Here is a 23538-nt window from a genome sequence, read left to right as displayed (position 1 = left end):
CTGAGCCTCCGGTGCGAGGAGCGGTGGTATGCTACGTGGCTTGACCTGGATTCGCTTCGATGTGACGGAACATTGCTGCGGCTCGCCGCTTCCCTCAGTCGAGATTGGGTGGGTACGAATGCAGGACGCGTCAGGCGAAGATGATTCCACACGGTCGGTGTGGCGGTATGCCAAGGCAAGCCGTGCGCATGTCGTAATCGACGCGGCTGACTACTTTGATATCATCCGGGATGCGATGTGCAACGCGCGGCAGCGTATCTTCCTGATCGGCTGGGATTTCGACACTCGAATACTTCTTTCCGCCGGGAAGCGTTGGTGGACGCTTCGGAAGCGAGGCCGCTTTCCGGCTCGGCTCGGCTCCTTCATGCTGTGGCTTGCTCGCACAACACCGGCCCTTGAGATCCGCGTGCTCAAGTGGAACCTATCGCTCGTCAAGTCGATCTTTCGCGGAACCATGGTGATTGATCTGATCCGCTGGGGGATGAGCCGTTCTATCGATTTCAAGTTCGATTCGGCGCATCCCGTTGGCTGCACTCATCACCAGAAGATCGTAGTCATCGACGATCGGTTTGCGGTGTGCGGCGGGATCGACATGACGACGGACCGTTGGGATACGCGCGAACACCTCCACAAGGACAGTCGGCGGCGGCGGCCGACGGGACGCAGCCACGGACCGTGGCATGACATCACTATGATTATGGAAGGGGAAGTGGCCGAGGCTCTGGGTGAACTCGGGCGCGACCGTTGGAAAGCGGCTGGCGGCGGCGAGCTGATGCCGTGCAGGGCGCAAGAGGAAAGTGCCTGGCCAGATCGGGTTCAAGCCGAGTTCCGGGATGTCGAAATTGGCATAGCCCGCACCCGTGCCGCTTGGGGCGAGTGCAGCCAGTTGGCGGAAATCGAGAGGCTCTTCGTCAGCCAAATCGCAAGTGCTCGCCGGTTCGTCTATGCAGAGACGCAGTATTTCGCTTCCCGACGGATAGCCGAGGCGATCAGCAAACGGCTGGCGGAGCCCGACCCGCCCGAGTTCGTCATTATCAATCCGGTCACCGCAGATGGCTGGCTGGAGCAAGTCGCCATGGACTCTGCGCGGGCCGAGCTGTTGCGGGCCGTAAAGCAGATCGACCACGCTGATCGCTTTCGCATCATGGTCCCGTACACCACGGGAGGCTCGCCGATCTACGTTCATGCCAAGCTGATGATCGTGGACGATAAGATGCTACGGATCGGATCCGCTAACATGAATAACCGCTCCCTGGGGTTGGACAGTGAGTGTGATATCTTCATCGACACGGCACGGCCCGCCAATGCGCATGTGGGAGACCAGATCACCAGGCTGCGTTATTCGCTTCTGGCTGAGCACTGCGGCATCGCGGAAGAGGAAGTGTCAGCGCTTCTGGAGAAGTACGGGTCGATGATCGGCATGATCGACGCGCTTCCCCAGCGGGGAAAGCACCTGCGTCATCTGGAACTGCCAGAGCTGAACGAGATTGAGACGGTATTGGCGGACGGCGCCTTTCTGGATCCGGAACGCCCCGGCGAAATGTTCGAGCCGATTAAACGGCGGGGCCTGTTCCGACGCCGCAGCTTGCTGCACAAGCCAAGACGTGGCCGCAAGACGCGGGCGAGTAGATAACGTCTAGGAGGATATAGCTATGAGCAGCCTGGTAGGTCCCGACGAGGACAACCCAACGGGCAAGCCCCCGGTCCCCGAGGATGTGCAGGACGCGATACGCACGCTGATCCGCTGGGCCGGCGACGATCCAGCTAGAGAGGGCCTGCTGGACACCCCCAAGCGCGTCGCGCGGGCGTGGAAGGAATACTGTATCGGTTACGCCGAAGATCCGGCCATCCATCTTTCCCGCATCTTCGAGGAAGTGGGCGGGTACGACGAAGTGGTCCTGCTCAGGGACATACCCTTCCAGTCGCACTGCGAGCACCACATGGCGCCGATCATCGGCAAGGCCGCCATCGCATACCTGCCGCGCGACCACGTGGTGGGAATCTCGAAGCTGGCGCGCGTGCTGCACGGTTTTGCACGACGGCTGCAGATCCAGGAGCGGCTCACTGCAGAAGTGGCCCAGTGCATCTGGGAGCACCTCAAGCCGCATGGCGTTGCCGTGGTGATCGAGGCGAGCCACGCCTGCATGACCGCGCGGGGCGTCCGCACGCCGGGTGTTGGAATGACCACGAGCCGCATGATGGGCACGTTTCTCGACGATCCCCGCAGTCGCGAGGAAGTGCTGAAGTTGATGGGCTACTGAGGCGAGGAGGGCGTGGGAACTGCGGGGCGCCGATTTAGGCAGCCCCGCTCAGCCCTCAGATATGCCGCAAAGCCGGATCAGCCGCCCCGCGTGACCGGGATAAGAGCGCCCGTGACTGCACCCGCTTCTTCGGAAGCTAGAAACAGGATCACTTTAGCGGCGGCCTCTGGACGGACCCAGGTCGACACGTCCGCATCGGGCATGTCGGCACGGTTGGTCGGTGTGTCGATGATGCTGGGCAGGATGGCGTTGACGGTTACGGTGGATCCGGCAAGCTCTTCCGCCAGTGCTTCCGTGAGGCGATGAACGCCCGCCTTGGAGGCCGCGTAGGCCCCCATTCCCGTACCAGCTTTCACCGCGCCCCCAGCGCCGATGTTTACAACACGACCCGCAGCTGAGTTTTTCAGCTCCGGAAGCGCGAGCTGCGTGATCGTTGCTGCCGTGATCACGTTCATCGCCTGCATCTTTGACCAGGTGGCGATGCTGCCGTCTTCAAGGGTCTCCCAGGCGAAGCCCCCAGCCACGTTCACGAGAACGTCGATACCGCCGTTCGTCTCAACAACCTTGGACAGTGCGCCGCGCGTGGACTGCGCATCCGTCAGGTCGATACCGCCGAGGTCCAGAGCTCCCTCGGCAGCGGTGTGCGGCTTCTCGGCGAAATCGATCCGCGCCACTTTGTCGCCGTTGGCCGCGAAAGCTTCGGCGACGGCTTGGCCGAGGACCCCGAAGCCGCCTGTCACAATTACCGAACGCGTCACGTTATTCCCCCAAAGTTCGAGAATGTCAGAAAAAACCGACGGCTCAGAGACGGAGCCGTCCAGGGTAAATCAGAGCTGGCCCAGCATGTAGTCGGCCGAGCTTACTTCGAACTGGCCAGGGGCTTCCACGTTAAGCTGCTCAACCGTGCCGTCATTCACGACCATCGAGAAGCGCTGGCCGCGCTTGCCCATGCCAAATCCGCTGCCGTCCATGACAAGGCCGACCGCCTCTGCCAAGTCACCGTTACCGTCCGCCAGCATCGTGACCGCGTCGCTGCCCGAAGCCTTGTTCCAGGCGCCCATTACGAAGGCGTCGTTCACTGCGGTGCAGGCGATCTCGTCGATGCCTTTGGCCTTGAGTTCATCTGCTTTTGCAACAAAGCCGGGCAAGTGCTTGGCTGAACAGGTGGGCGTAAACGCTCCAGGTACTGAAAACAGGGCGACTTTCTTTCCCGCGAAGTAGTCTGCGGCTTGGACTTGCTCAGGACCGCTCTCAGTCACCTTCGTCAGCTTCACGTTCGGCAGCTTGTCACCAATGGCGATGGTCATGCTCGGTTTCCTTGTTCTGAAAGTGAATCGCTTCCTGGCAGATATACGGCGCTGTTGCAGGGCAGCAACGGGCAGGGGCGGTTAAATCGAGTTTACCGTTGGTGCGAAGCCGCTGTTAACCATGCGATGCGATCGTGCTCTTCATGCATCAGGAGTCACGAGTCAGTTCAGTGAGCAGGTCGTATGTTAGGCAGAAGGGGCATCGGGATCGCAACTCGCCAGGGGAGTCGGGTGTGATTGGCGCTGCATTGATAGCGCTGCTTGCCGTTATTGCTCTGGGAATGAGTCTTCCCGCGTAGCGCAGACTGCTGCCGTCGATCCGGATCAAGCCCGTACGGCACCTGCAGCATGCCATATAAAGAAAGCTTTATATTTGCCTCCGGCCGTCTGACGGGCTAATGGGTCAGCATTGCAGGCGCGCCTGATCGGGCACGTCGATCCCGACCTTCTTCCAGGAGTTGCCCGTGGCTACCGCTGAGCTCACCAAAGACTACGCCATCGCCGACATCGGCCTAGCCGCTTACGGCCGCGCTGAAATCGCCATAGCTGAAACCGAGATGCCCGGCCTAATGGCGCTGCGCGAGGAATTCGGCGCCAGCAAGCCGCTGAAGGGCGCGCGCATCACTGGCTCGCTGCACATGACGATCCAAACCGCGGTGCTGATCGAGACGCTCGTGGCACTTGGCGCCGATGTGCGCTGGGCTACCTGCAACATTTTTTCGACTCAGGATCACGCCGCTGCCGCCATCGCCGCCGCCGGCATTCCGGTTTATGCGATCAAAGGCGAGAGCCTGGCGGACTACTGGGATTACGTCGGCCGCATCTTCGACTGGTCGAGCGATTCCGATCCGGACTGCACTGCCAACCTGATCCTCGATGATGGTGGCGATGCGACGATGTTTGCGCTGTGGGGCGCGCGCGTCGAAGCGGGTGAGACTCTGTTCGAGCCCGGCAACGCGGAAGAGATCGAGTTCGTCCGTGCGCTGAACGCCTTCCTCAAGGCAAAGCCGGGTTACCTCACCAAGTCGGTGCAGGCGATCAAGGGCGTCTCGGAAGAGACCACCACTGGCGTCCACCGCCTCTATCACCTCGCCAAGGAAGGCAAGCTGCCGTTCCCCGCAATCAACGTGAATGACAGCGTCACCAAGTCGAAGTTCGACAACCTTTACGGTTGCAAGGAATCGCTGGTGGACGCGATCCGCCGCGCCACCGATGTCATGCTCGCCGGCAAGGTCGCTTGCGTTGCCGGGTTCGGCGACGTCGGCAAAGGCTCGGCCGCATCGCTGCGCAACGGCGGCGCGCGTGTGATGGTCACTGAGATCGACCCGATCTGCGCACTGCAGGCGGCCATGGAAGGCTATGAAGTCGTCACCATGGAAGAGGCGGTGAAGCGCGCCGACATCTTCGTGACGGCCACCGGCAACGAAGCAGTCATCACCGCCGAGCACATGAAGGCGATGAGGCCCATGAGCATCGTTTGCAACATCGGCCACTTCGATTCCGAAATCCAGATCTCGGCGCTGGACAACTACAAGTGGACCGAGGTTAAGCCCGGCACGGACCTCGTCGAGTTCCCGGACGGCAAGCAGATCCTGATCCTCGCGAAGGGCCGCCTGGTGAACCTGGGCTGCGCCACCGGCCACCCCAGTTTCGTGATGTCCGCCAGCTTCACCAACCAGACTCTGGCGCAAATCGAGCTGTGGACCAAGTCCGAGAACTACCAGAACAGCGTCTACGTGCTACCTAAGCACCTCGATGAAAAGGTCGCGGCTTTGCACTTGGAAAAGCTTGGCGTGCAGCTGACGAAGCTCTCGCAAAAACAGGCCGACTACATCGGCGTTCCGCAAGAAGGCCCCTTCAAGGCCGACCACTACCGTTACTGACGCGAAGCGGGCCGTTCTGAGCGCAAGCTCAGGCGGCCCATTGTCATAGGCTAGCTCTCGCCCCATAGCCGCAGGCGATGGATCAGGATCGCATCGTGCCCGTTCTGCTGGGGCTGCTGCTTGCGGCGTGGACGGTCGCGGCCGCATGGGCAATCGTCTCGGCACGCATGCGCCAGCGCCGGGCAGAGGCCACCCAACGGTCTGCTCGGCGGCTTGCGCGCATGGTAGAGGAGTCGCCTTCTCTTCCGTTGCTGGTCCGAACCGACGGCAGAATCGAAGCTTCGCCGCGCCTTGGCCAATGGCTGGGACTTGACGGAGTTCCGCAATACCTAAGCGAGCTTGACGGAGGAGATCGCGGTTTCAGTGCGAGTGCCCTGGCGGAACTGACCGAGGCAGTGCTGCGCACGCAGAAGACGGCGGCGCCTTTCCGGATGGTTGCGACGCCGCGCGGCTCCACCCGCAGCCTTGCGTTGCGTGGTCACCTCGCCGATCCGCAGGTGTCACCGGGCGGCGCTGCGCTCGTATGGGTGTTCGACTTCAGCGACAGCGAAAGCGAGCTGTCGACTTTGCGCGAGGAAGCCGCGCGCGCGCGTGGCGACTTTACCGCCCTCGTGTCGCTTATCGAAGCGGCGCCGATGCCGATGTGGTTCCGCAGGCCCAGTGGCGCGCTGCGCCTGGTAAACACCGCATATGTCGCGGCGGTTGCGGGCGAGAGTGCGGAGCAGGTCGTTGAGGACGGCATCGAGTTGATCGAGACAATCGATGGTCTGAGCGCGGCGCAAGTGGCGTTGCAGGCAGCCGCTCGCGCCGCGCCGATAGAGCGTCTCGTACCGGTCACCATCGACAACCAGCGGCGCGCCTTTCGAGTCCACGATCTGCCTCTCGGAAGCGAGGGCATTGCCGGGTATGCCGTCGATGTGGAGGATCTGGAGGAAATGGCCCGCGGCTTCCGGGCTTTCCGTGAGGCCCAACGCGCTATGCTCGATGAGCTCTCGGCGGGCGTTGCGCAGTTCGACGCCAAGCGGCGGCTGACGTTTGCAAACCAGCCTTTCCAAAGCCTCTTCAAGCTGTCGCCGACATCTATGATCGATCCGCCTGCATTCGAGCGGCTTCTCGATGCTGCACGCGATGCCGGTCGCGTGCCCGAGGCGCGGGATTTTCCGGCTTGGCGACGCGAGCGGGCAGAGTGGTTTGCGGCCGACGCCACGCAGGAAGAAGCTTGGCCTCTAGCCGATGGCACCCACTTGCGGATCGTCGCCCAGCCGGTGCCAGATGGCGGCTTGCTGCTCATTGTGGAGGATCGCACCGAGCAACTGCGCCTCTCCGCGATGCGGGACACGCTCTTGCGGACACGGACAGCGACCTTCGACAGCCTGTTCGAATCCATCGCCGTTTTCGCGCCGGACGGGCGGATGCAGTTGTGGAACCGGCGGTTCGCGGCCGACTGGGGTCTTGAGAGTGAGTTCCTTGACACGCACCCCCACATCGAGGCGCTACTAGGCAAGGTCTCGCCGCGCTTGAAGAAGCCGAACCAAGCGAAGGCAGTGGGTGACGTAGTCCGGGCCGCGACGCTGGACCGCAAGCAGACAGGCGGTCGGATTGTGCTGGCCAATGGCCGCATCGTGGAATTTGCCGGGGTACCTCTGCCGGACGGCAACGGCCTGCTGACCGTGCTCGACATCACCGATTCTCAAAAAGCCGAGGCGGCGCTGCGAGACCGCAATGCCGCTCTGGAAGAGGCGGACGCGGTGAAGACGCGGTTCCTTGCCAACATGAGCTATCAACTGCGCACGCCCCTGACTTCGATCGGCGGATTTGCGGAGTTGCTGCAGGCAGGCGTCGGCGGCGAGCTCAGCGAGGAGGGCAGCGAGTACGTCCAGGCGATCATCGCATCGGCTGAAAGGCTGGGAGAGCAGATCGAGACGTTACTGGATCTGTCCCAGAGCGAAGCGGGAATGCTGCCGCTTTCGTGCGAGAATGTGGAGCTGATGTCGGTCGTTCGCGCAGTCGTGGAGGAGCGATCGTCGCGGCTGACACGCGCCGGCCTGACTCTCGATCTGCAAGGCAGCAGTCTCGTCGGCTCCGTTAGCGGCGATCGAAGGCGCCTCATTCGTGCTTTCGGGCACCTGGTGGACAATGCAATAGCAGCAACGCCGCGAGGCGGACGGATCCTCGTTCAGGTCTCACGCGAGAAGCACGAGGGCAGGCAATTTGCTCAAGTCGTAGTATCCGACAATGGCGCGGGTATGGACGAGGAGGCGCTGGCCCGCGCGCTTGACGGCCTCAAAATCAGTGCCGACGGGCGCTCGGTAGAGCGTCGGCAGGGCCTAGGGCTCCCGCTCGCGCGTGAACTCATTCGGGCGCACGGTGGTACCCTTCGTTTGCTATCCGAGCGGGGGCAGGGAACCGCCGCAATCGTGGAACTGCCGTGAGGATCGTGCTGCCCGATCTTGCCACCATGGATGGCTTCGGTCGTGCCATCGCCGAGGTCTTGCGGTCCGGCGATGTCGTCGCTCTGTCCGGCGGGCTGGGCGCGGGAAAGACAACCTTGGCGCGGGCGATCATAGCGGGCCTGGGGCATGGCGGCGAAGTGCCATCACCGAGCTTCGCCATTGTCGAGCTCTACGAACCGCCCGCCGTGCGGCTGCCAGTGGTGCATGCCGACTTCTACCGGCTCTCGCACTCTGCTGAAGTGGAGGAGATCGGCCTCGACGATTACCGCTATGGCGGCGCGCTCATAGCCGAATGGCCTGAGAACGCAGGTGGATTCGCGCATGAGCCGGGTTGCCTTTCCGTTAGGCTCGAACCTGCGGATGAGGGCAGGATCGCCATTGTCGAAAGCGGGGCGGATTGGCTAGGGCGAATCCCATGTCCATGACGCTACCCGCAGATGTAGAGATTTTCCTGGCCCGCGAAGGCTGGGGCGAGGCAGCAATCGAGCCGCTACCGGGCGATGCCTCGTTCCGACGCTACTTCCGCATTCGCAAAGCCGAAAGCACTGCGCTGCTGATGGATGCGCCTCCACCCAACGAGGACCCCGCGCCGTTCCTGCGCGCGGCCCGCTGGCTCGACGCGAACGGTATGCGTGCGCCCCGCATTCTGGCGGAGGATGTCTCCCGCGGCTTGGTGCTGCTGGAGGACTTCGGAACCGTGCGGATGCGCGACTATCTGGACGAATGGCCGTCGGACGAGCTGGATGTGTACCGCGGCGCCGTGGACGCGCTTGTCACGCTTCGCGCGCTGCCGTCCGGCCCGTTCCTCGACTACTCCATGAGCGAGTACATGCGCGAAGTGCGGCTGTTTACCGAGTGGTACTGCCCCGCCCAGAACCTCTATGCCGATGCCGCCGGCTTTACCGCAGCATGGGAGACGGTCCTTCGCGATCTGCTTCCTCGCCAACGCCCCGGGGTTACGGTGCTGCGCGACTATCACGCGGAGAACATCATGCTGCTCGGCGCGCTGCATAAGCAGGGCTTGCTCGACTTCCAGGACGCGCTCGTGGGACATCCAGCTTATGACCTGGTGTCGCTTCTGCAGGACGCGCGCCGCGACGTTTCGGCCGAACTAGAGGCCGCGATGATCGACCGTTATCTGGCAGCCACGGGTGACGACCGCACGACCTTCCTGGCTGATTACGCGCGTCTGGGCGCGCAGCGGAACGCAAAGATCGTAGGCATTTTCGTGCGTCTCTGGCGCCGCGATGGCAAGCCGCGCTATCTCGATCTCATCCCCCGCGTGTGGCGCCAGCTTGAGCGAGACCTTGCGCACCCGGCGCTGGCGCCCGTCGCGGCCTGGTTCGATGCAAACGTGCCTGCCGCGCTGCGCCAAGCAGGCGGCGGGGAGTTCGCGCGATGAGCTCAGGCCTTGCAAGTGATACTGCGATGGTGCTGGCGGCGGGGCTCGGCAAGCGTATGCGCCCGCTCACGGCCACGCAGCCCAAGCCTTTGGTCCGGGTGGCGGGCAAGCCGCTGATCGACCATGTTCTTGATCAGGTCAGCGCAGCCGGCGTCGGAAAGGCTGTCGTCAACGTGCATTATCTCGCCGATGCGCTGGAGGCGCACCTGGGAGCTCGCCGCGTTCGCCAAGCTGGCCCAGCCGTCACCGTTTCGGACGAACGCGAGCTGCTGCTGGAGACTGGCGGAGGCATGGCCAAGGCGCTGCCGTTGCTGCCTGACCCGTTCTTCGCCATCAACAGCGATAACATATGGCTGGACGGCCCGCGGAACGCGATGCTCGAGCTATCGTCCGCTTGGGACCCTTCACGTATGGACGCACTGCTCCTGCTGGTGCCGCATGCGCGTGCGCTCAACTACAAGGGCAAGGGCGACTTTCATCTGGACGGCTTAGGGCGGGTGTCACGCAGAAGGTCTGGCCGCGTAGCGCCATTCATTTACTCGGGCATCCAGCTGGTCTCTCACCAACTCATGCGCGACGCGCCCGAAGGGGCGTTCTCCACCAACTTCTTCTGGAACCGCGCCATAGAGGAAGGCCGTCTCTACGGCATTTCCCATACCGGCATATGGTTTGAAGTCGGCAATCCCGCCGCGGTTGCTGCGACTGAGAGCTGGCTCAATCGTGTCTGAGCGGGATCGTGGCTGAGCGGGGCCAGCCGCAGATCTACTCGATCGCTGCACATCGGGGTTTTGCCGATGCTCTCGTCGCCGGACTGGTGCCTCGCTATGCAGAGCCCGATTTTGGTCTTGCCCGACTGACGCTGCTCTTGCCCAGCCGGCGCGCCGTACGGACGATGACCGAAGCTCTCGTGCGGCACACGGGCACCGATTCGGGCAGGGGCGGCATCCTGCTGCCCCGCATGACGGTCGCAGGCGATCTCGATCTGGATGAGGCGCTCGGTCCCTTGCTGGACCCTCTGGGGGCGGCGGACATACCTCCCGCTGCTGACCCGACGCGCCGCTGGCTGCGCCTCGCGGATCACTTACGCGCCGTCGAAGGGGATGCCGCCGGAAGCGGTGCGGCCTTGCTGCGGCGCGCGTTCGAAATCGGCAGGACGATGGATCGGCTGGCGGTGGAAGGTATCGCCCCGATAGATCTGATGTCCGACACTGCCCTTGGCATTGTCGGCGAACTGGCAGAGCACTGGCGCGAGGCGACGCGCACCTTTCTCAAGGTGCAGCAATACTGGCTAGCGGACCTCGCCGAGCGAGGCGAAGTCGATCCTCCCGAGCGGCGTAACCGGCTGTTCGAACACGCGGCGCGGCGCTGGTCGGAAGCTCCGCCGGCGAACCCGATCGTGGCCTGCGGGGTCACCAGCGCCTCGCCTGCTCTGGCGCGATTGCTGCGGGTGATTTCACAATCGCCGCGCTGCGCAATGGTCTTGCCGGACCTCGATCTTGCGCTGGATCAGGAGGTCTGGGATGCGCTTGGCACGGCGGGCATGCCGCCCGAACCTGGCGATCCGCCGTTTGGGCGCAGTGACGCCGTGACGCACCCGCAGTACCATTTAAAGGTGCTGCTCAACCGCATGGGCGTATCGCGCCAGGAAGTGCAGTCCTGGCATCGCGCTGGCATGAGTGCAGCGCCGCCTGAGCGTAGCCGCGCCATCTCCAACCTGTTCCTCACGCCTTCGGCTTCGGCCCGCTGGTCGACGCTGACGGCACGAGAGAGACGGCTCACGGGCGTGCGGTTGATGGAAAGCGCGACCCCAGCCGCCGAAGCGCAGGCGATCGCCGTGATGATCCGGCAGGCTCTGGAAACGCCTGAGCGACGCGTCGCTTTGGTGACGCCTGATCGCGCTCTGGCCGGTCGCGTGGTCGCGCAACTGGGACGCTGGGGCATCGTTGCGGACGACACCGCGGGCCGTCCTCTGCCACAGACTGCCGCCGGGCGCGTGCTGCTGCTGCTCGCCGAACTGATCGCCGAGCAAGCCGCGCCGGTGCCGCTCGTGGGTTTGTTGACGCACCCGTTGGTGGCAGCTGGGGAAGAGCGGGCCCGGTGGCTGGAGCAGGCGAGGGCACTCGATCTTGCGCTTCGCGGTCCTCGGCCCGGGCCGGGCCTCACTCCCTTGCGCGATGTTGCTCAAGCAGCCGGTGCAGCCGTTTGGTGGGAAGGCCTTGAGCCCACCCTGGCGCCGCTCTTCACCTACGGTGCGGATGCCTTGCTGGGGGATCTGATCGACGCGCTTGCCGCCGCCGCCGAGGCGCTGTGCGGCGAAGGGCTTTGGAGCCGTCCCGACGGTCGGGCACTGGCGCAGTTCGTCGAAGAGTTGCGCGAAGCCGCGCGCGAGACGCAGACTCGCCTCGACCCCAAAGAATTGCATGCAGTGCTGCGCGACGCGATGGAGCGCACATCGGTGCGACCGCCATGGGGCGGCCACCCGCGCGTCGCGATCTATGGCCTGCTTGAAGCGCGGATGAGCCGTGCGGAACTGGTCATTTGCGGCGGCCTTGTGGAGGGTGTCTGGCCCGCAAGTCCTGCTCCCGATGCACTGCTGCCGCCTGCGATGCTGCGGGCGCTCGGTGTGCCCGGTGCGGACTTTCGCATCGGCCTTTCCGCTCACGATCTTGCATCGGCGCTCGGTGCGCCCGAAGTCGTGCTGAGTTGGGCGCGCCGGGACGAGAGTTCGCCGGTGATCCCGTCGCGCTTCGTACTTCGGGTCAAGGCCATGCTCGGCGACGCCGCCGATGCAATGGTGGAGCGGGACGCAGTACGGCTCGCCCGCCTGATCGATGAGGCGCGGGCAGCACCCGCCTATCCTCGTCCCAAGCCAGCGCCCACGCCAGAGCAGCGCAAGGTCGCGATCTCCGTCACTGCGCTCGATCGCCTGCGCGGCGACCCCTACCAGTTCTATGCAAGCTCCATTCTCAAGCTGCGCAGTCTCGATGCACTGGATGCGGAGCCCAGCGCGGCGTGGAAGGGCACGGCGGTGCACGCCATACTCGACCGTTGGCACAAGCAGGGTGAGCCTGCCGGAATGCTGCGCAGCATTGCTGAGCAAGTGATGGACGAGATGAGCGCGCATCCGCTCATGCGCGCGCTGTGGCGGCCGCGGCTTTTGGCTGCGCTGGACTGGGTCGGTGAAGAGATCGGTCGGCAGAAGGAGGACGGTCGCAAGGTGCTCGCCACGGAGGCCGATGGCTCGATCGAGTGGCGCGGGGTGCGTCTGCAAGGGCGTGCCGATCGCATCGATCGGTGTGCGGATGGGATACTTGCCGTCGTCGACTACAAGACCGGCCAGCCCCCGTCCGCGCGCCGAGTGCAGGAGGGCTTCTCATTGCAGCTCGGCTTAGTGGGCCTAATTGCCAGCGAAGGCGGGTTCAAGGACATCAGCGGCGAGGCGCAGCGGTTCGAGTACTGGTCGCTGGCGAAGAAGCAAGGGCAGGATCAGTTCGGCTACTGGACCGAGCCGGTGCTGGAGGACCGCAAAAAATCTGGGATTGCGCGCGAGAAGTTCCTCTCGGAGACGGTACGCTACCTCGACGACGCACTGGATCGGTGGATTCTCGGCGCCGAGCCTTTTACGGCCCGCTTGAACCCGGACTTGCCGGGCCATGCGGACTACGACCAGCTCATGCGCCTGGATGAGTGGATCACACAGCTTGGCTCCCTCGATGACGGGGAGGGCGCAGCATGAGCGGGCCGCACCCACTGCATGGCAGCCAGATGAAAGCCGTCGCGCCCGAGGATACCGTCTGGCTCTCGGCCTCGGCAGGCACCGGTAAGACGCAGGTGCTTTCCTCGCGCGTGCTGCGGCTTTTGCTGCAGCGCGGCATCGAACCGTCGCAGATTCTGTGCCTCACGTTCACCAAGGCCGGTGCAACCGAAATGGCGGCTCGTATTAACGAGAAGCTCGCCCGCTGGGTGCGTCTGGGCGATACCGAACTGGCGGCGGAGCTTGCCGCAATCGGTGCCGATGTCGGCCTCGAGACACGCCAGCACGCGCGCACGCTGTTCGCAGCCGTGCTCGATTGCCCCGGCGGCGGCTTGCGGATCGACACGATCCACGCCTTCTCGCAATGGCTGCTCGCCGCCTTTCCGCTCGAGTCAGGACTGGTCCCCGGTACGCGCCCGATGGAGGACCGCGAGCGCGTGCTGCTGGCGCGGCAAGTCCTGTCGGATATGCTGGTTGCTGCAGAGCAGGACCCGGTGGGCGATCCGCAATTGCTCGGTGCTGTATCCGAGCTGTCGCTGCGACTGGGGCCGGACGCGGTGCAGGCGTTTCTGCTGCGGTGCGCTTCGGCGCGTGAGGCATGGCTTGGCCCGGGCGGATGGCAGGAGCCGATGCGGCCCAACGTGCTGCGCCTCCTGGGTCTCCCGAGTGACGCCGGCGCCGAGATGCTGGCGCAGATGTGCTGCGACGATGCGTTCGACACGTCCGCACTGCGGCGCTGTCACGAGACACTGAGCGCTTGGTCCACCGACACCGGTCGCGAGGGGGTCGAAGCCATTACCGCGTGGCTTGCCGCTGAACCGGCCGTGCGTGCCAAGGCCTTGGTTGATCTTCATGGAGGGCTGTTCACCAGGACGACGGGCGCACCCAAGCGGCTCGCCAACATTCTCAAACGGGATCCTGACTACGAGGCGCACATTACCCGCGTCAGTGAGTGCATCGCGGGCGTGCAGCAGATCGCGGCGATGCTGGACCTTGCGGATCGGCTCGTACCGGCTCTGCGTCTTGGACGCGCGTTTGCCTTGGCTTGGGAAGACGCGAAGCGGCGCGAGGGGCTGATCGATTTCGACGACCAGATCCGCCAGGCGGCCGCGCTGCTTGGGCGCCGCGAACTTTCCGACTGGATCCGATACAAGCTTGACCGCCGCTTCGATCACATTCTTGTCGATGAGGCGCAGGACACAAACGCAGCGCAGTGGGACATCATCTTCGCGATGGCGGAGGAGTTCTGGGCCGGCGAAGGTCAGCGTGGCGATCGGCTCCGCACCTTGTTCGTCGTCGGGGACTACAAGCAGGCGATCTTCCGCTTTCAAGGGACAAGTCCGGAGAACTTCCGCCGCGCCGCCGACCGTGTGCGAGCGACGATGCGCGAGGCTGCGCAGAATGCGACGTACATCGCCGAGCAGGTGCGGCCGCGTGAGTTGCAGGACCTCGGCCTCGATCGGAGTTTCCGGACGGCGCAGCGCGTTCTCGACTTCGTGGATCGGGCGCTGAACGCCATCGGCCATGACGGGATCGGCTTGGACAAGCCTGCAGAGCGGCATGTGGGGCAGGAGCGGCCGGGATACGTCTCGTTGTGGCAGCCGATCGGCACCGCATCGGACGAGCCCGAGGATGAGCCCGAGGAAGGCACCGAAACCTGGCTGTCGCGTCCAGACCGGCAGCTGGCCGAGCGTATAGCTCAGCAGGTTAGGGCTTGGCTGGATCCGAAAGGACCCGGATTCCGTCTTCACAAGGGCGGCGAGCGCCGCGCTGGTGCCGGCGACGTCATGGTGCTGGTGCGCAAGCGCAAGGAACTTGCGGGGCTGATCGTCGCGCGCCTCCACGCGCTCGGCGTTCCCGTCGCAGGCGTTGACCGCCTTCGCCTCGGCGCTCCACTGGCGGTGAAGGATCTCGTCGCCGCCCTGCGCTTCGCCGCGCAGCCGCTGGACGATCTCAATCTCGCCAACCTGCTGGTCTCGCCTCTTGTAGGCTGGACGCAGGAAGCGCTGCTGGAGCACGGCTACCGCGATCCGGCGCAACGACCACGCCGTTCGCTCTGGGCGCACTTGCGCGGCTCGGCCGATCCGCTGGCGCGTGAAACCGTGGTTCAGCTTTCCTCTTTGCTTGCACTGGCCGACTTCGACCCGCCGCAGGTGCTGCTGCAATGGATTCTGTCCGGCCCGTGGCAAGGGCGCCGCAAGCTGGTCGCGCGGCTTGGCGTCGAATCCAACGATCCCATCGACGAGCTGGTCAACGCCGCCCTCGCTTACGCCGCCACGGCAACGCCGAGCCTCGTGGGCTTCCTCGCCTGGTTCGACGCAGGCGATGGCGAACTCAAGCGAGAGGCGGACAACGCACAGGGCCTCGTGCGCGTGATGACGGTGCATGGCTCCAAGGGCTTGCAGGCGCCCATCGTCATTCTCGCGGATGCGACCGGCAATCCTGATGATAGCCGCGAGCGCGGGCTCGACTTGCCGGACCCGCACAATCCCGCCCGTCGCATTCCGCTCCCGCCGCTGCGCAAGGAAGAAAAGTGCGGCCGGATCGCGGAGGAGGCGCAAGCGGTCAAAGTGGCTGAAATGCAGGAGCATTGGCGCCTGCTCTACGTCGCCATGACACGGGCCGAGGAAGCGTTGTTCGTGGGCGGGGCGCTGGGGCCAAAGGACAAGGGACAGGCTGCGCCGAACAGCTGGTACGCGCGGCTCGAAGCCCTCTTCCCGCCGGAGGGTGCGCTTACGGATCCAATCTGGGACAGCCGGCGGGACTGGGGCACACCGCCAGACGGTATGGCGCCCGAGCCGACCGCTGTTGCCGCCGAACTGGCGCTACCTGAGCCACTTCCGCCGCTGCTGCTGCGTCCGCCGCCTGCCGAGCCGCTTCCGCCGCGTCCACTTGCGCCTTCCGCCCTGGGTGAGGAAGCCGCACCCGATCCGCCGCTGCCTGCGGGAGCCGCTCTCGACGCAGCGCGACGAGGCACGCTAATGCACCGGTTGCTGGAGCGACTGCCCGAGCTGACACCCGATGCTCGCGAGAAGGCTGCGCGGCAGTGGTTGGCGCGCAATGCCGCGGACTTTTCGCTGGAAGATCGCGACGCAATGATCGCCGCGACACTGACGATCGTGGACGACCCTGCCTGGACCGACCTGTTCGGACCAGGGAGCCTTGCGGAAGTTCCGTTCTCAGCCATCTTGGGTGGGCAAGTCGTTGCGGGCACTGTCGACCGGCTGCTGATCACGCCTGACTTGATTCGCATCGTTGACTTCAAGACGGCCCGCCGCCCCCCCGCCAGCCTTGAGGAGGTGCCCGCGGCAACCCTTCGGCAGATGGGCGCTTACGCGGCGGCGCTTACGACAATCTATGCGGATCGGGCGATCGAAGCCGCGATCCTCTATACTGCGGCCCCGCAGTTGATCGCACTGCCGGCCGAAATTCTGGCCCGGTACAAGCCCGCCTTGGCCTCAACCGAGTAAACCTTTCGCAAACCGCCGTTGCCTGAGCGGCTTTCATCCCTAGATTGCGGCTCAACCACTTCCTTCGGAGAACGTAAATGCCCACCAAAGCCGTAACCGACGCCAGCTTCGAGGACGATGTCCTCAAGTCAGATAAGCCCGTGCTTGTCGATTTCTGGGCGGACTGGTGCGGCCCGTGCAAGATGATCGGCCCCGCTCTGGAAGAGATCAGCGAAGAGCTGGTCGACAAGGTGACCATCGCCAAGATGGACATCATGGCCAACACCGACGTACCCGGTCAGATCGGTGTGAAGTCGATCCCGCTGATGGTACTGTTCAAGGACGGCAAGCCCGTGGCGCAGAAGCTTGGCGCGGCTCCCAAGAGCGCACTCAAGGGCTGGCTCGAAGGCGAGCTGTAAGCTGACGAGAGGCCGAGTGCAGGCGCGTCAGAGGCGCGCCAGTCGCTCGGCCAGTTCGTCCCAGAGCCGCGGCGTGGAGGCTCCGATCAATCCGCGCGTTTCCCAATCATCGACGCGATAAGTCGAGCCGTCCAGGCGCGCGGCGCGGCCACCGGCTTCGTTCAGGAACAGCACGCCGGCGGCGTGGTCCCACGGCAGGATTCGGTTGAACACCGAGACGTCGTTCTCCCCGAGGACGAGCCGCGGGTATTGCTCGGCAGCGCAGCGGGGGATGTCGACCACGTGATAGTTCGGAGCAATGTGCTTTAGCACCTTTGCCCTCTCTTCCGGGTCCAAGTAGACCGTTGAAAGCGCCGCTACCGGTGGCTCCTGAGTTGTCGGGCGCGCCGTGACCCGTTCCCCGTCGATGAACGCGCCGCCCGAAGCCAGCGCGTGGCAAAAGCGGCCGGTCAGCGAGTCGAGAATCCAACCGCCGATCGTCTCGCCGCCGTCGGCCAGCGCGACGAGCACGCCGAACGGCGCTTTGCCCGAGGCGAAGTTGTTGGTGCCGTCGAGGGGATCGACGATCCAGCACAAACCGTCGCGCAGCCGCTCGAAGATGGCAGGATCGGCGAAGGCGGCTTCCTCTCCCACCACGGTTGCCTGGGGCAGGAGATCCGCCAGCAATCCTGTCAGGATCGCCTCACTTTCGTGATCGGCCACGGTAACGACGTCGTCAGCAGCCTTGGCGATGATGTCGCTTTCGGCAAGGCTGCGGTAGCGTGGCACGATGGCCGTTTGCGATGCCTGCCGCATGATCGCCTCTACCCGCGCGGTGAAGGCAGGAGTAATGTCGCGGCCATTCATGATAAGGGTATCCCCACTTGCTCCGCAAAGCCGGGCCGCTCGCGAATTCGGGCGTACCAGTCCTGCACTGCCGGAAATGCCGGCCGGTCGATGGGCAGGCTGAACCAGGTGTAGGCGTAAACGCCCATAGGGATATCTCCGATCCCAAATCCAGTGCCGGAAAGCCACGGCGTCTCGTTCAGGTACCGCTCCATGATTGCGAGTTGTGCGGCGCTCCTCTCGACTGCGGCGGAAACCTGCGCCGGATTGCGCTCGGTCTCCGGCTTTCGCACGTGCTGTATGAAGGCATCGCGCTGAGCGTCCGCATAGCCCGTCTGCCAGTCCATCCAGCGATCGGCGATCGCCCGTTCGGCGGGATCGCTGGGCCACCAGCGGGAGCCGCCGTACTCCGCTGCGAGATAGCGCAGGATTGCGTTGGATTCCCAGAGAACGACTTTGCCGTCCTCGATCGTCGGGATCAGCGCATTGGGATTTTTCGCGAGGTAGTCGGCTTCCATGCCGAACTTGCCCCCCACATCGATCCGCTGAAATTCGAGGCCAAGTTCGACAGCGAACCAGGCGACCTTCTTCACGTTGTGCGAGTTCAATCGCCCCCAGATCGTCAGCATTGTGGGCGTCAGCTCCTGTAGTCGGCGTTGATGGAGATGTAGCCGTGCGTGAGGTCGCAGGTCCAGACTTGTGCCCGGCCATCACCGAGGCCCAGATCGACTTCGATCGTTATGTCCTGCCCCTTCAGGTGGGCGGCCAGGGGAGCCTCGTCGTAGTCCGCCAGCGGCAGGCCTTCGCGCGCGGCCCATATGCCGCCGAATCCGATCGAAAGCTTGTCACGGTCGGCTGGCTCGCCCGCTTTGCCAACGGCCATAACCACGCGGCCCCAGTTGGCGTCTTCGCCCGCGATAGCGGTCTTCACCAGCGGCGAGTTGGCGATGGCCAGCCCGACGCGGTGGGCGCTGTCATCGGAAGCCGCACCGGAGACGGTCACTGCGATGAACTTCTGCGCTCCTTCGCCGTCCCTGACCACGAGGTGCGCGAGCTGGCGGCACACGTCGTGGATGGCTGCCGCGAAGCCGTCGGCGCCGGCGTCGTCAAACGAGGTCAGCGTTGCGTTACCCGCCTTACCCGTAGCGAACGCAAGAACGGTGTCGCTGGTCGAAGTATCGGAGTCGACCGTGATGCAGGAGAAGGTGGCCTTGTTGGCCCGTGACAAGCACTCCTGCAGGAAGGCCGGCGCGACGGCGGCATCTGTGAAGAGATAGCCCAACATCGTTGCCATATCCGGCGCGATCATACCCGAGCCCTTGATGATGGCCGAAATCGTCACTGTCGTCGCGCCGACTACGGCTGTGGCAGTAGCCCCCTTCGGGAACGTGTCCGTCGTCGAGATCGTGTGGGCGGCTTCTTCCCAGGAGCAGGGCGACGCCGTCAGTGCGGCTGCGACACCTCCGCGGGCCTTGTCCTTCGGCAGCGGCACGCCGATGACCCCGGTCGAGGATACGAACACCTCTTCTTGTGCGCACCCCAAGTGCTCGGCGACTTGCACCATGATCTGCTCGACCGCTTCTCGGCCGCGATAGCCGGTGAACGCGTTAGAGTTGCCGGCGTTCACCACCAAGGCGCGAGCGCTTCCCTTGGCGACATTGGCGCGGCCGATCTCGACCTCGCTCGAACAGCACACGTTCCGAGTGAAGACGCCCGCTACCGAGGTCCCCTCTGACAGTTCCACATAGGTGAGGTCGCAACGGCCCCAATCCTTGTACCCTGCGCGCGCGACACGTGGCGTCACGCCCGCAATGGCGGGGAGATAGGGGAAGGGCGTGGCGAGCGGAGAGACGGCGTCGGACATGCGCCGCACCTAGTCTGAGGCGCGGCGCTTCGCAACGCCGCGCCTACATCGGACTTAAATGGCCGGACGGCTCACTTGATCGGGCAGTCCGGGGCGAGACGCATGTCGAGGTAGTTGTCGACCGAACGCATCAGGTCTTCCATCTCATTCTCGAAAAAGTGGTTGGCGCGCGGCACTTCATCGTGATGGATGGTGATGTGCTTTTGGGTGCGCAGCTTGTCGACCAGCTTCTGCACCGCGTTAGGCGTCACCACCGTGTCCGCCGTACCCTGAACGATGATTCCCGAAGCGGGACAGGGCGCTAGGAAGCTGAAGTCGTACATGTTTGCCGGAGGAGCGATCGAGATGAAGCCACGGATCTCGGGGCGACGCATCAGCAACTGCATGCCGATGAGCGCACCGAAGCTATAGCCGGCGATCCAGGTCGTGGATGCCTCCGGATGAATCGACTGCACCCAGTCCAGTGCCGAGGCCGCGTCGGAAAGCTCGCCAATGCCGTTGTCGAAGCTCCCCTGGCTGCGTCCCACCCCGCGAAAGTTGAAGCGCAGGGTGGCGAAGCCCCGATTCACAAAGGTCTTGTAGAGGTGCTGGGTGATGCGGTCGTTCATGGTCCCGCCCGCCTGAGGGTGCGGGTGAAGGATCATCGCGACAGGCGCACGAGGACGCGAAGCGGGCTGGAAGCGGCCTTCAAGCCGCCCCTCGGGACCAGGAAAAATGACTGAGGGCATGTGATTCGCGAACCTGACTTGCTGACCGGAGCGCCGCGCCGAGTGGACGCAGGGGCAACGGGGGTGCCAAACGATGGGTGTTCGCTATATAGAACTACCGCTCCTGAAAACAACTTGCGTGACGATGCCCTCCGAACTGCTCTATCTCGACCATGCCGCGACTGCGCCGATGCTTCCCGATGCTCGCTCTGCGTGGCTGGAAGGGGCGGCTCTGTGGGCGAATCCTTCCAGTCCTCACCGGCAGGGCCGCGCCGCCCGGGCCGCGCTCGAGGACGCGCGCGAACGCGTGAAGGTGGCTCTCGGCTGGGAAGGTGAGGTCGTCTTTACTTCGGGAGCAAGCGAAGCCGTGACCATGGCGCTGTCTCGCTGTGTGCTGCCGGTCGGCGCCGTTTCGGCGGTAGAGCACGACGCGGTACTGCGCCTGTGCGACGGTGTGCCAAGGCTCGGCGTCGATGCCGAGGGGCGGATCGACAGCACGCAGGCCCCATCGCCCGCCCTGGTCGCTGTGCAGCACGTTAACAACGAGACCGGCGTAGTGCAGGAAGTTGGGCCTGTCGCGCAGGCCGTGCGCGAAGCTGGCGGCCTGCTGCTTTCCGATTGCGCGCAGAGCGCCGCCAAGCTGCCGCTGCCCGACGCCGACCTGATCGCGATCTCGGCGCATAAGTTCGGTGGCCCTGTAGGCATCGGCGCACTCCTCGTGCGGGACTGGGCGATGCTGAAGGCCTCGGGCGGGCAGGAACGAGGCTATCGCGCGGGGACAGAGAACCTGCCGGGAGTACTTTCCATGGTAGCCGCCCTAGAAGCGAGCAGAGACTGGCTGAGGCGGTCTGCAGACCTGCGCGCGCAGCTGGAACAGGGGCTGATCGCTGGTGGCGCCAGCGTCATCGCGCAGGGAGCCCACCGCGTCGCCACGATCGGCGCCTACCGTATGCCGGGCGTCGCCTCGGCCGTGCAGCTTATCCGGTTCGACGCGCAAGGCATTGCGGTGTCGGCGGGTAGCGCCTGTTCCTCGGGCAGCCTGAAGGCGAGCCATGTCTTGACGGCGATGGGCGTGGATGGCGCCGGCGAAGTCATTCGCGTGAGCGTCGGTCGAGAGACAAACGCTGCCGATATCGATCGGTTCGTCTCCGCCTGGACCGACATGTCCCAACGTCGAGCCGCTGCATGATCTATCTTGATTATCAGGCGACGACGCCACTAGCGCCTGAAGCGCGCGAGGCGATGCTCCGGTGGTTGGGCGGGCCTGACACGACGGGTTTTGCCAATCCTCACAGTCCCCACCGCCCAGGCCGTGCAGCGGCTGCGGTGATAGAAGTGGCGCGTGAGCAAGTGGCCAGTTTGCTGCCGCCGGGGGGGCGCGTGATCTTCACCGGCAGCGCAACCGAGGCGCTGAACCTGGCGATCTTCGGGAGCGGCACGCGACGGCTGGCAGTCTCGGCGATTGAGCATGCCGCCGTTCTCGACACGGCAAAAGCACGGGATCCCGGCATGGCAATCCTGCCAGTCAGTTCCCTAGGGATAGTCGAGTCGCACACGCGAATACCAAGCGGCGTCGATCTGGTGGCCGTAATGCAGGTGAACAACGAGATTGGCACGATCCAGCCGATAATCGAACTTGCGGATGCCGCCCACCGAGCGGGCGCCTTGTTCCTGTGCGATGCAGTTCAGGGTGCAGGCAAGATCGCCGCTCCGGAGGGCGCCGACATGATCGCGCTGTCAGCTCACAAGTTATACGGGCCTAAAGGTATTGGCGCGCTCTGGGTCCGCGATGGGCTGACACTCTCACCGCTGATCCACGGGGGCGCGCAGGAGCAGGCATTGCGCTCGGGCACTCTCAGCCCCGCCTTGTGCGCGGGTTTCGGTGCTGCAGCGAGAATTTGTTGCGAGCGGATGCTTGAGGATGCCGAGCATGTCGGCCGGCTCTGGCATGCCGCTCGAGCAGTCCTGTCGCGATGGACTCTGAACGGTTCGGCCACGGCGCGCTGGCATGGGAACATGAACGTGCGTCTGGACGGGCTCGATGTGGCACGGTTGATATCGGAGTTGCGCGACATGGCTTTTTCGGCAGGTTCGGCTTGCGCGAGCGGGTCTGGTCGTCCTAGCCATGTTCTCACGGCCTTGGGGCTGAATGCAGCCCAGGCAAAATCTTCCGTCCGTCTCGGGTTTGGAAGATACAGCGTGTTGGGAGACATAGAGGATGCCTGCGTACGCTTGGATGCCGCAGCGGCGGCGCAGGGAGTCTGATGAATTGAAGGTTCAATTCTTAACGAGCCAAGGGAATGCCGTCTCGGCTGAGGCTGAGATCGGCACGCGTTTGCTTGAACTGGCGCAAGCGGCAGGGATGCCGCTGGAAGGCACGTGCGAGGGGCAGATGGCTTGTTCCACCTGCCACGTGATCGTCGAGCCCGATTGGTTCGACAAGCTTCCGCCCGCGTCAGCGGATGAGGAGGACATGCTCGATCTGGCAGCCGGCGTCACGCGGACCAGCCGGCTCTCGTGCCAGATCGAGCTAAGTGAAGACTTGGAAGGGCTGACGGTCCGCATTCCCGGCGTCGCCCGCGATATGCAATTCGGCTGACCGCATAAGCGCAGGCGATCGGAAGGCGCAGCTTATCGGGCGATTGCCGGTGAGCGAACAGCTTCGATCAGGGCTTTCGAGAACGCGGGAATGTCGTCGGGCTTGCGGCTCGTGATGAAGTTGCCGTCGACGACGACTTCCTGATCCACGACGTCAGCGCCGGCGTTGCGCAAGTCGGTGCGGATCGAAGGCCAGCTCGTTACCTTGCGGTTGCGCACCACGTCAGCCTCGACCAGAAGCCACGGTCCGTGACAAATCGCGGCCACTGGCTTTCCGCTTTTGGCGAACTGCTGAACGAGAGAGACGGCTTTCTCCTCCATCCGCAGCTTATCCGGGTTGATCTGCCCACCGGGCAGCATCAGCGCATCGAAGTCTTCGGCTTTCACCTGATCCAGCGTCATGTCCACCTTGACACTGTCTCCCCAATCGGTGTGATTCCAGCCCTTGATTTCGCCGCTTTCGGGGCTGGCGACGGTGGTTTCGATGCCAGCTTCCTCCAGCGCCTTCTTCGGTTCGGTGAGCTCTGACTGCTCGAAGCCGTCGGTCGCGATGATGAGGACCTTCTGTCCCATGGTCATTTTCCTTTGAGGTTGGCGTTTGATAAGGAAATGAATG

The 23538-nt window shown here is 64.3% G+C and carries 20 protein-coding genes; 13 read left to right on the top strand and 7 right to left on the bottom strand.

Annotation, left to right across the window (positions count from 1 at the left end; translation table 11 throughout):
- Positions 1-118 precede the first annotated feature (118 nt).
- Together ABVV53_RS05250 and folE are read left to right on the top strand one after the other, a co-directional pair.
- Positions 119-1633: a phospholipase D-like domain-containing protein gene (locus tag ABVV53_RS05250; protein WP_353983446.1), complete on the top strand. Its 1515-nt coding sequence runs from the start codon at positions 119-121 to the stop codon at positions 1631-1633.
- Between the two features lie 19 nt (positions 1634-1652).
- Positions 1653-2261 (top strand): GTP cyclohydrolase I FolE, encoded by a 609-nt coding sequence (gene folE, locus ABVV53_RS05245; protein ID WP_353983321.1) that lies wholly within the window; start codon positions 1653-1655, stop codon positions 2259-2261.
- A gap of 77 nt (positions 2262-2338) precedes the next feature.
- On the opposite strand, the gene ABVV53_RS05240 is transcribed toward folE, so the two are convergent.
- Both ABVV53_RS05240 and ABVV53_RS05235 read right to left on the bottom strand, forming a co-directional pair.
- Complete coding sequence (locus ABVV53_RS05240) at positions 2339-3019, bottom strand: SDR family NAD(P)-dependent oxidoreductase (RefSeq protein ID WP_353983320.1); 681 nt, start codon at positions 3017-3019, stop codon at positions 2339-2341.
- A 69-nt stretch (positions 3020-3088) separates the two neighbouring features.
- Positions 3089-3568 carry a peroxiredoxin gene (locus tag ABVV53_RS05235; RefSeq protein ID WP_353983319.1) on the bottom strand — a complete coding sequence of 160 codons (480 nt, stop codon included), beginning with the start codon at positions 3566-3568 and terminating at the stop codon, positions 3089-3091.
- Positions 3569-4032: 464 nt separating this feature from the next.
- Between ABVV53_RS05235 and ahcY the strand changes: the two genes are divergently transcribed.
- From ahcY to trxA, 8 genes are all read left to right on the top strand, one after another.
- Positions 4033-5451, top strand: a complete 1419-nt coding sequence (gene ahcY, locus ABVV53_RS05230; protein WP_353983318.1) for an adenosylhomocysteinase — start codon at positions 4033-4035, stop codon at positions 5449-5451.
- A gap of 77 nt (positions 5452-5528) precedes the next feature.
- Positions 5529-7883, top strand: coding sequence for a sensor histidine kinase (locus ABVV53_RS05225; RefSeq protein ID WP_353983317.1), 2355 nt, complete (start codon positions 5529-5531; stop codon positions 7881-7883).
- Positions 7880-8329, top strand: coding sequence for a tRNA (adenosine(37)-N6)-threonylcarbamoyltransferase complex ATPase subunit type 1 TsaE (gene tsaE / locus ABVV53_RS05220; RefSeq protein ID WP_353983316.1), 450 nt, complete (start codon positions 7880-7882; stop codon positions 8327-8329). Before ABVV53_RS05225 ends, tsaE begins: the two co-directional genes overlap by 4 nt.
- Positions 8320-9306 carry an aminoglycoside phosphotransferase family protein gene (locus ABVV53_RS05215; RefSeq protein ID WP_353983315.1) on the top strand — a complete coding sequence of 329 codons (987 nt, stop codon included), beginning with the start codon at positions 8320-8322 and terminating at the stop codon, positions 9304-9306. The genes tsaE and ABVV53_RS05215 overlap by 10 nt, the downstream gene beginning before the upstream one ends.
- Positions 9303-10034 carry a nucleotidyltransferase family protein gene (locus tag ABVV53_RS05210; protein ID WP_353983314.1) on the top strand — a complete coding sequence of 244 codons (732 nt, stop codon included), beginning with the start codon at positions 9303-9305 and terminating at the stop codon, positions 10032-10034. Before ABVV53_RS05215 ends, ABVV53_RS05210 begins: the two co-directional genes overlap by 4 nt.
- Before the next feature lie 8 nt (positions 10035-10042).
- Positions 10043-13042, top strand: a complete 3000-nt coding sequence (gene addB / locus ABVV53_RS05205; RefSeq protein ID WP_353983313.1) for a double-strand break repair protein AddB — start codon at positions 10043-10045, stop codon at positions 13040-13042.
- Positions 13039-16530 carry a double-strand break repair helicase AddA gene (addA, locus tag ABVV53_RS05200; RefSeq protein ID WP_353983312.1) on the top strand — a complete coding sequence of 1164 codons (3492 nt, stop codon included), beginning with the start codon at positions 13039-13041 and terminating at the stop codon, positions 16528-16530. The genes addB and addA overlap by 4 nt, the downstream gene beginning before the upstream one ends.
- A gap of 77 nt (positions 16531-16607) precedes the next feature.
- Positions 16608-16928, top strand: coding sequence for a thioredoxin (trxA, locus tag ABVV53_RS05195; protein WP_353983311.1), 321 nt, complete (start codon positions 16608-16610; stop codon positions 16926-16928).
- A gap of 27 nt (positions 16929-16955) precedes the next feature.
- Here the strand turns inward: trxA and ABVV53_RS05190 are convergent, their stop codons facing one another.
- The 4 genes from ABVV53_RS05190 to ABVV53_RS05175 all read right to left on the bottom strand — a co-directional run bounded on the left by ABVV53_RS05190 (position 16956) and on the right by ABVV53_RS05175 (position 20345).
- Positions 16956-17774 carry an inositol monophosphatase family protein gene (locus ABVV53_RS05190; protein WP_353983310.1) on the bottom strand — a complete coding sequence of 273 codons (819 nt, stop codon included), beginning with the start codon at positions 17772-17774 and terminating at the stop codon, positions 16956-16958.
- Positions 17771-18382 (bottom strand): glutathione S-transferase family protein, encoded by a 612-nt coding sequence (locus ABVV53_RS05185; protein WP_353983309.1) that lies wholly within the window; start codon positions 18380-18382, stop codon positions 17771-17773. The genes ABVV53_RS05190 and ABVV53_RS05185 overlap by 4 nt, the downstream gene beginning before the upstream one ends.
- An 8-nt stretch (positions 18383-18390) precedes the next feature.
- Positions 18391-19617, bottom strand: a complete 1227-nt coding sequence (gene argJ / locus ABVV53_RS05180) for a bifunctional glutamate N-acetyltransferase/amino-acid acetyltransferase ArgJ (RefSeq protein WP_353983308.1) — start codon at positions 19615-19617, stop codon at positions 18391-18393.
- Positions 19618-19688: 71 nt separating this feature from the next.
- Positions 19689-20345, bottom strand: a complete 657-nt coding sequence (locus ABVV53_RS05175) for an alpha/beta hydrolase (protein WP_353983307.1) — start codon at positions 20343-20345, stop codon at positions 19689-19691.
- Positions 20346-20469: 124 nt separating this feature from the next.
- Between ABVV53_RS05175 and ABVV53_RS05170 the strand changes: the two genes are divergently transcribed.
- Genes ABVV53_RS05170 through ABVV53_RS05160 form a run of 3 tightly spaced genes read left to right on the top strand, consistent with a single transcriptional unit; the run spans position 20470 to position 22923 of the window.
- On the top strand, positions 20470-21513 hold the full coding sequence (locus ABVV53_RS05170) for a cysteine desulfurase family protein (RefSeq protein ID WP_353983445.1): 1044 nt from the start codon (positions 20470-20472) through the stop codon (positions 21511-21513).
- Positions 21510-22589, top strand: a complete 1080-nt coding sequence (locus ABVV53_RS05165; RefSeq protein ID WP_353983306.1) for a cysteine desulfurase family protein — start codon at positions 21510-21512, stop codon at positions 22587-22589. The genes ABVV53_RS05170 and ABVV53_RS05165 overlap by 4 nt, the downstream gene beginning before the upstream one ends.
- Positions 22561-22923 (top strand): 2Fe-2S iron-sulfur cluster-binding protein, encoded by a 363-nt coding sequence (locus tag ABVV53_RS05160; RefSeq protein ID WP_353983444.1) that lies wholly within the window; start codon positions 22561-22563, stop codon positions 22921-22923. The genes ABVV53_RS05165 and ABVV53_RS05160 overlap by 29 nt, the downstream gene beginning before the upstream one ends.
- Before the next feature lie 32 nt (positions 22924-22955).
- Here ABVV53_RS05160 and ABVV53_RS05155 read toward each other — a convergent pair whose 3' ends face one another.
- Positions 22956-23495, bottom strand: a complete 540-nt coding sequence (locus ABVV53_RS05155) for a type 1 glutamine amidotransferase domain-containing protein (protein WP_353983305.1) — start codon at positions 23493-23495, stop codon at positions 22956-22958.
- Positions 23496-23538 lie beyond the last annotated feature (43 nt).

Origin of the sequence: Novosphingobium kalidii, from assembly GCF_040534015.1 — a bacterium.
Classification (GTDB): domain Bacteria; phylum Pseudomonadota; class Alphaproteobacteria; order Sphingomonadales; family Sphingomonadaceae; genus Novosphingobium; species Novosphingobium kalidii.
Note: the sequence above shows the minus strand (reverse complement) of the source record. Positions and strands in the feature narration are given on the sequence as shown.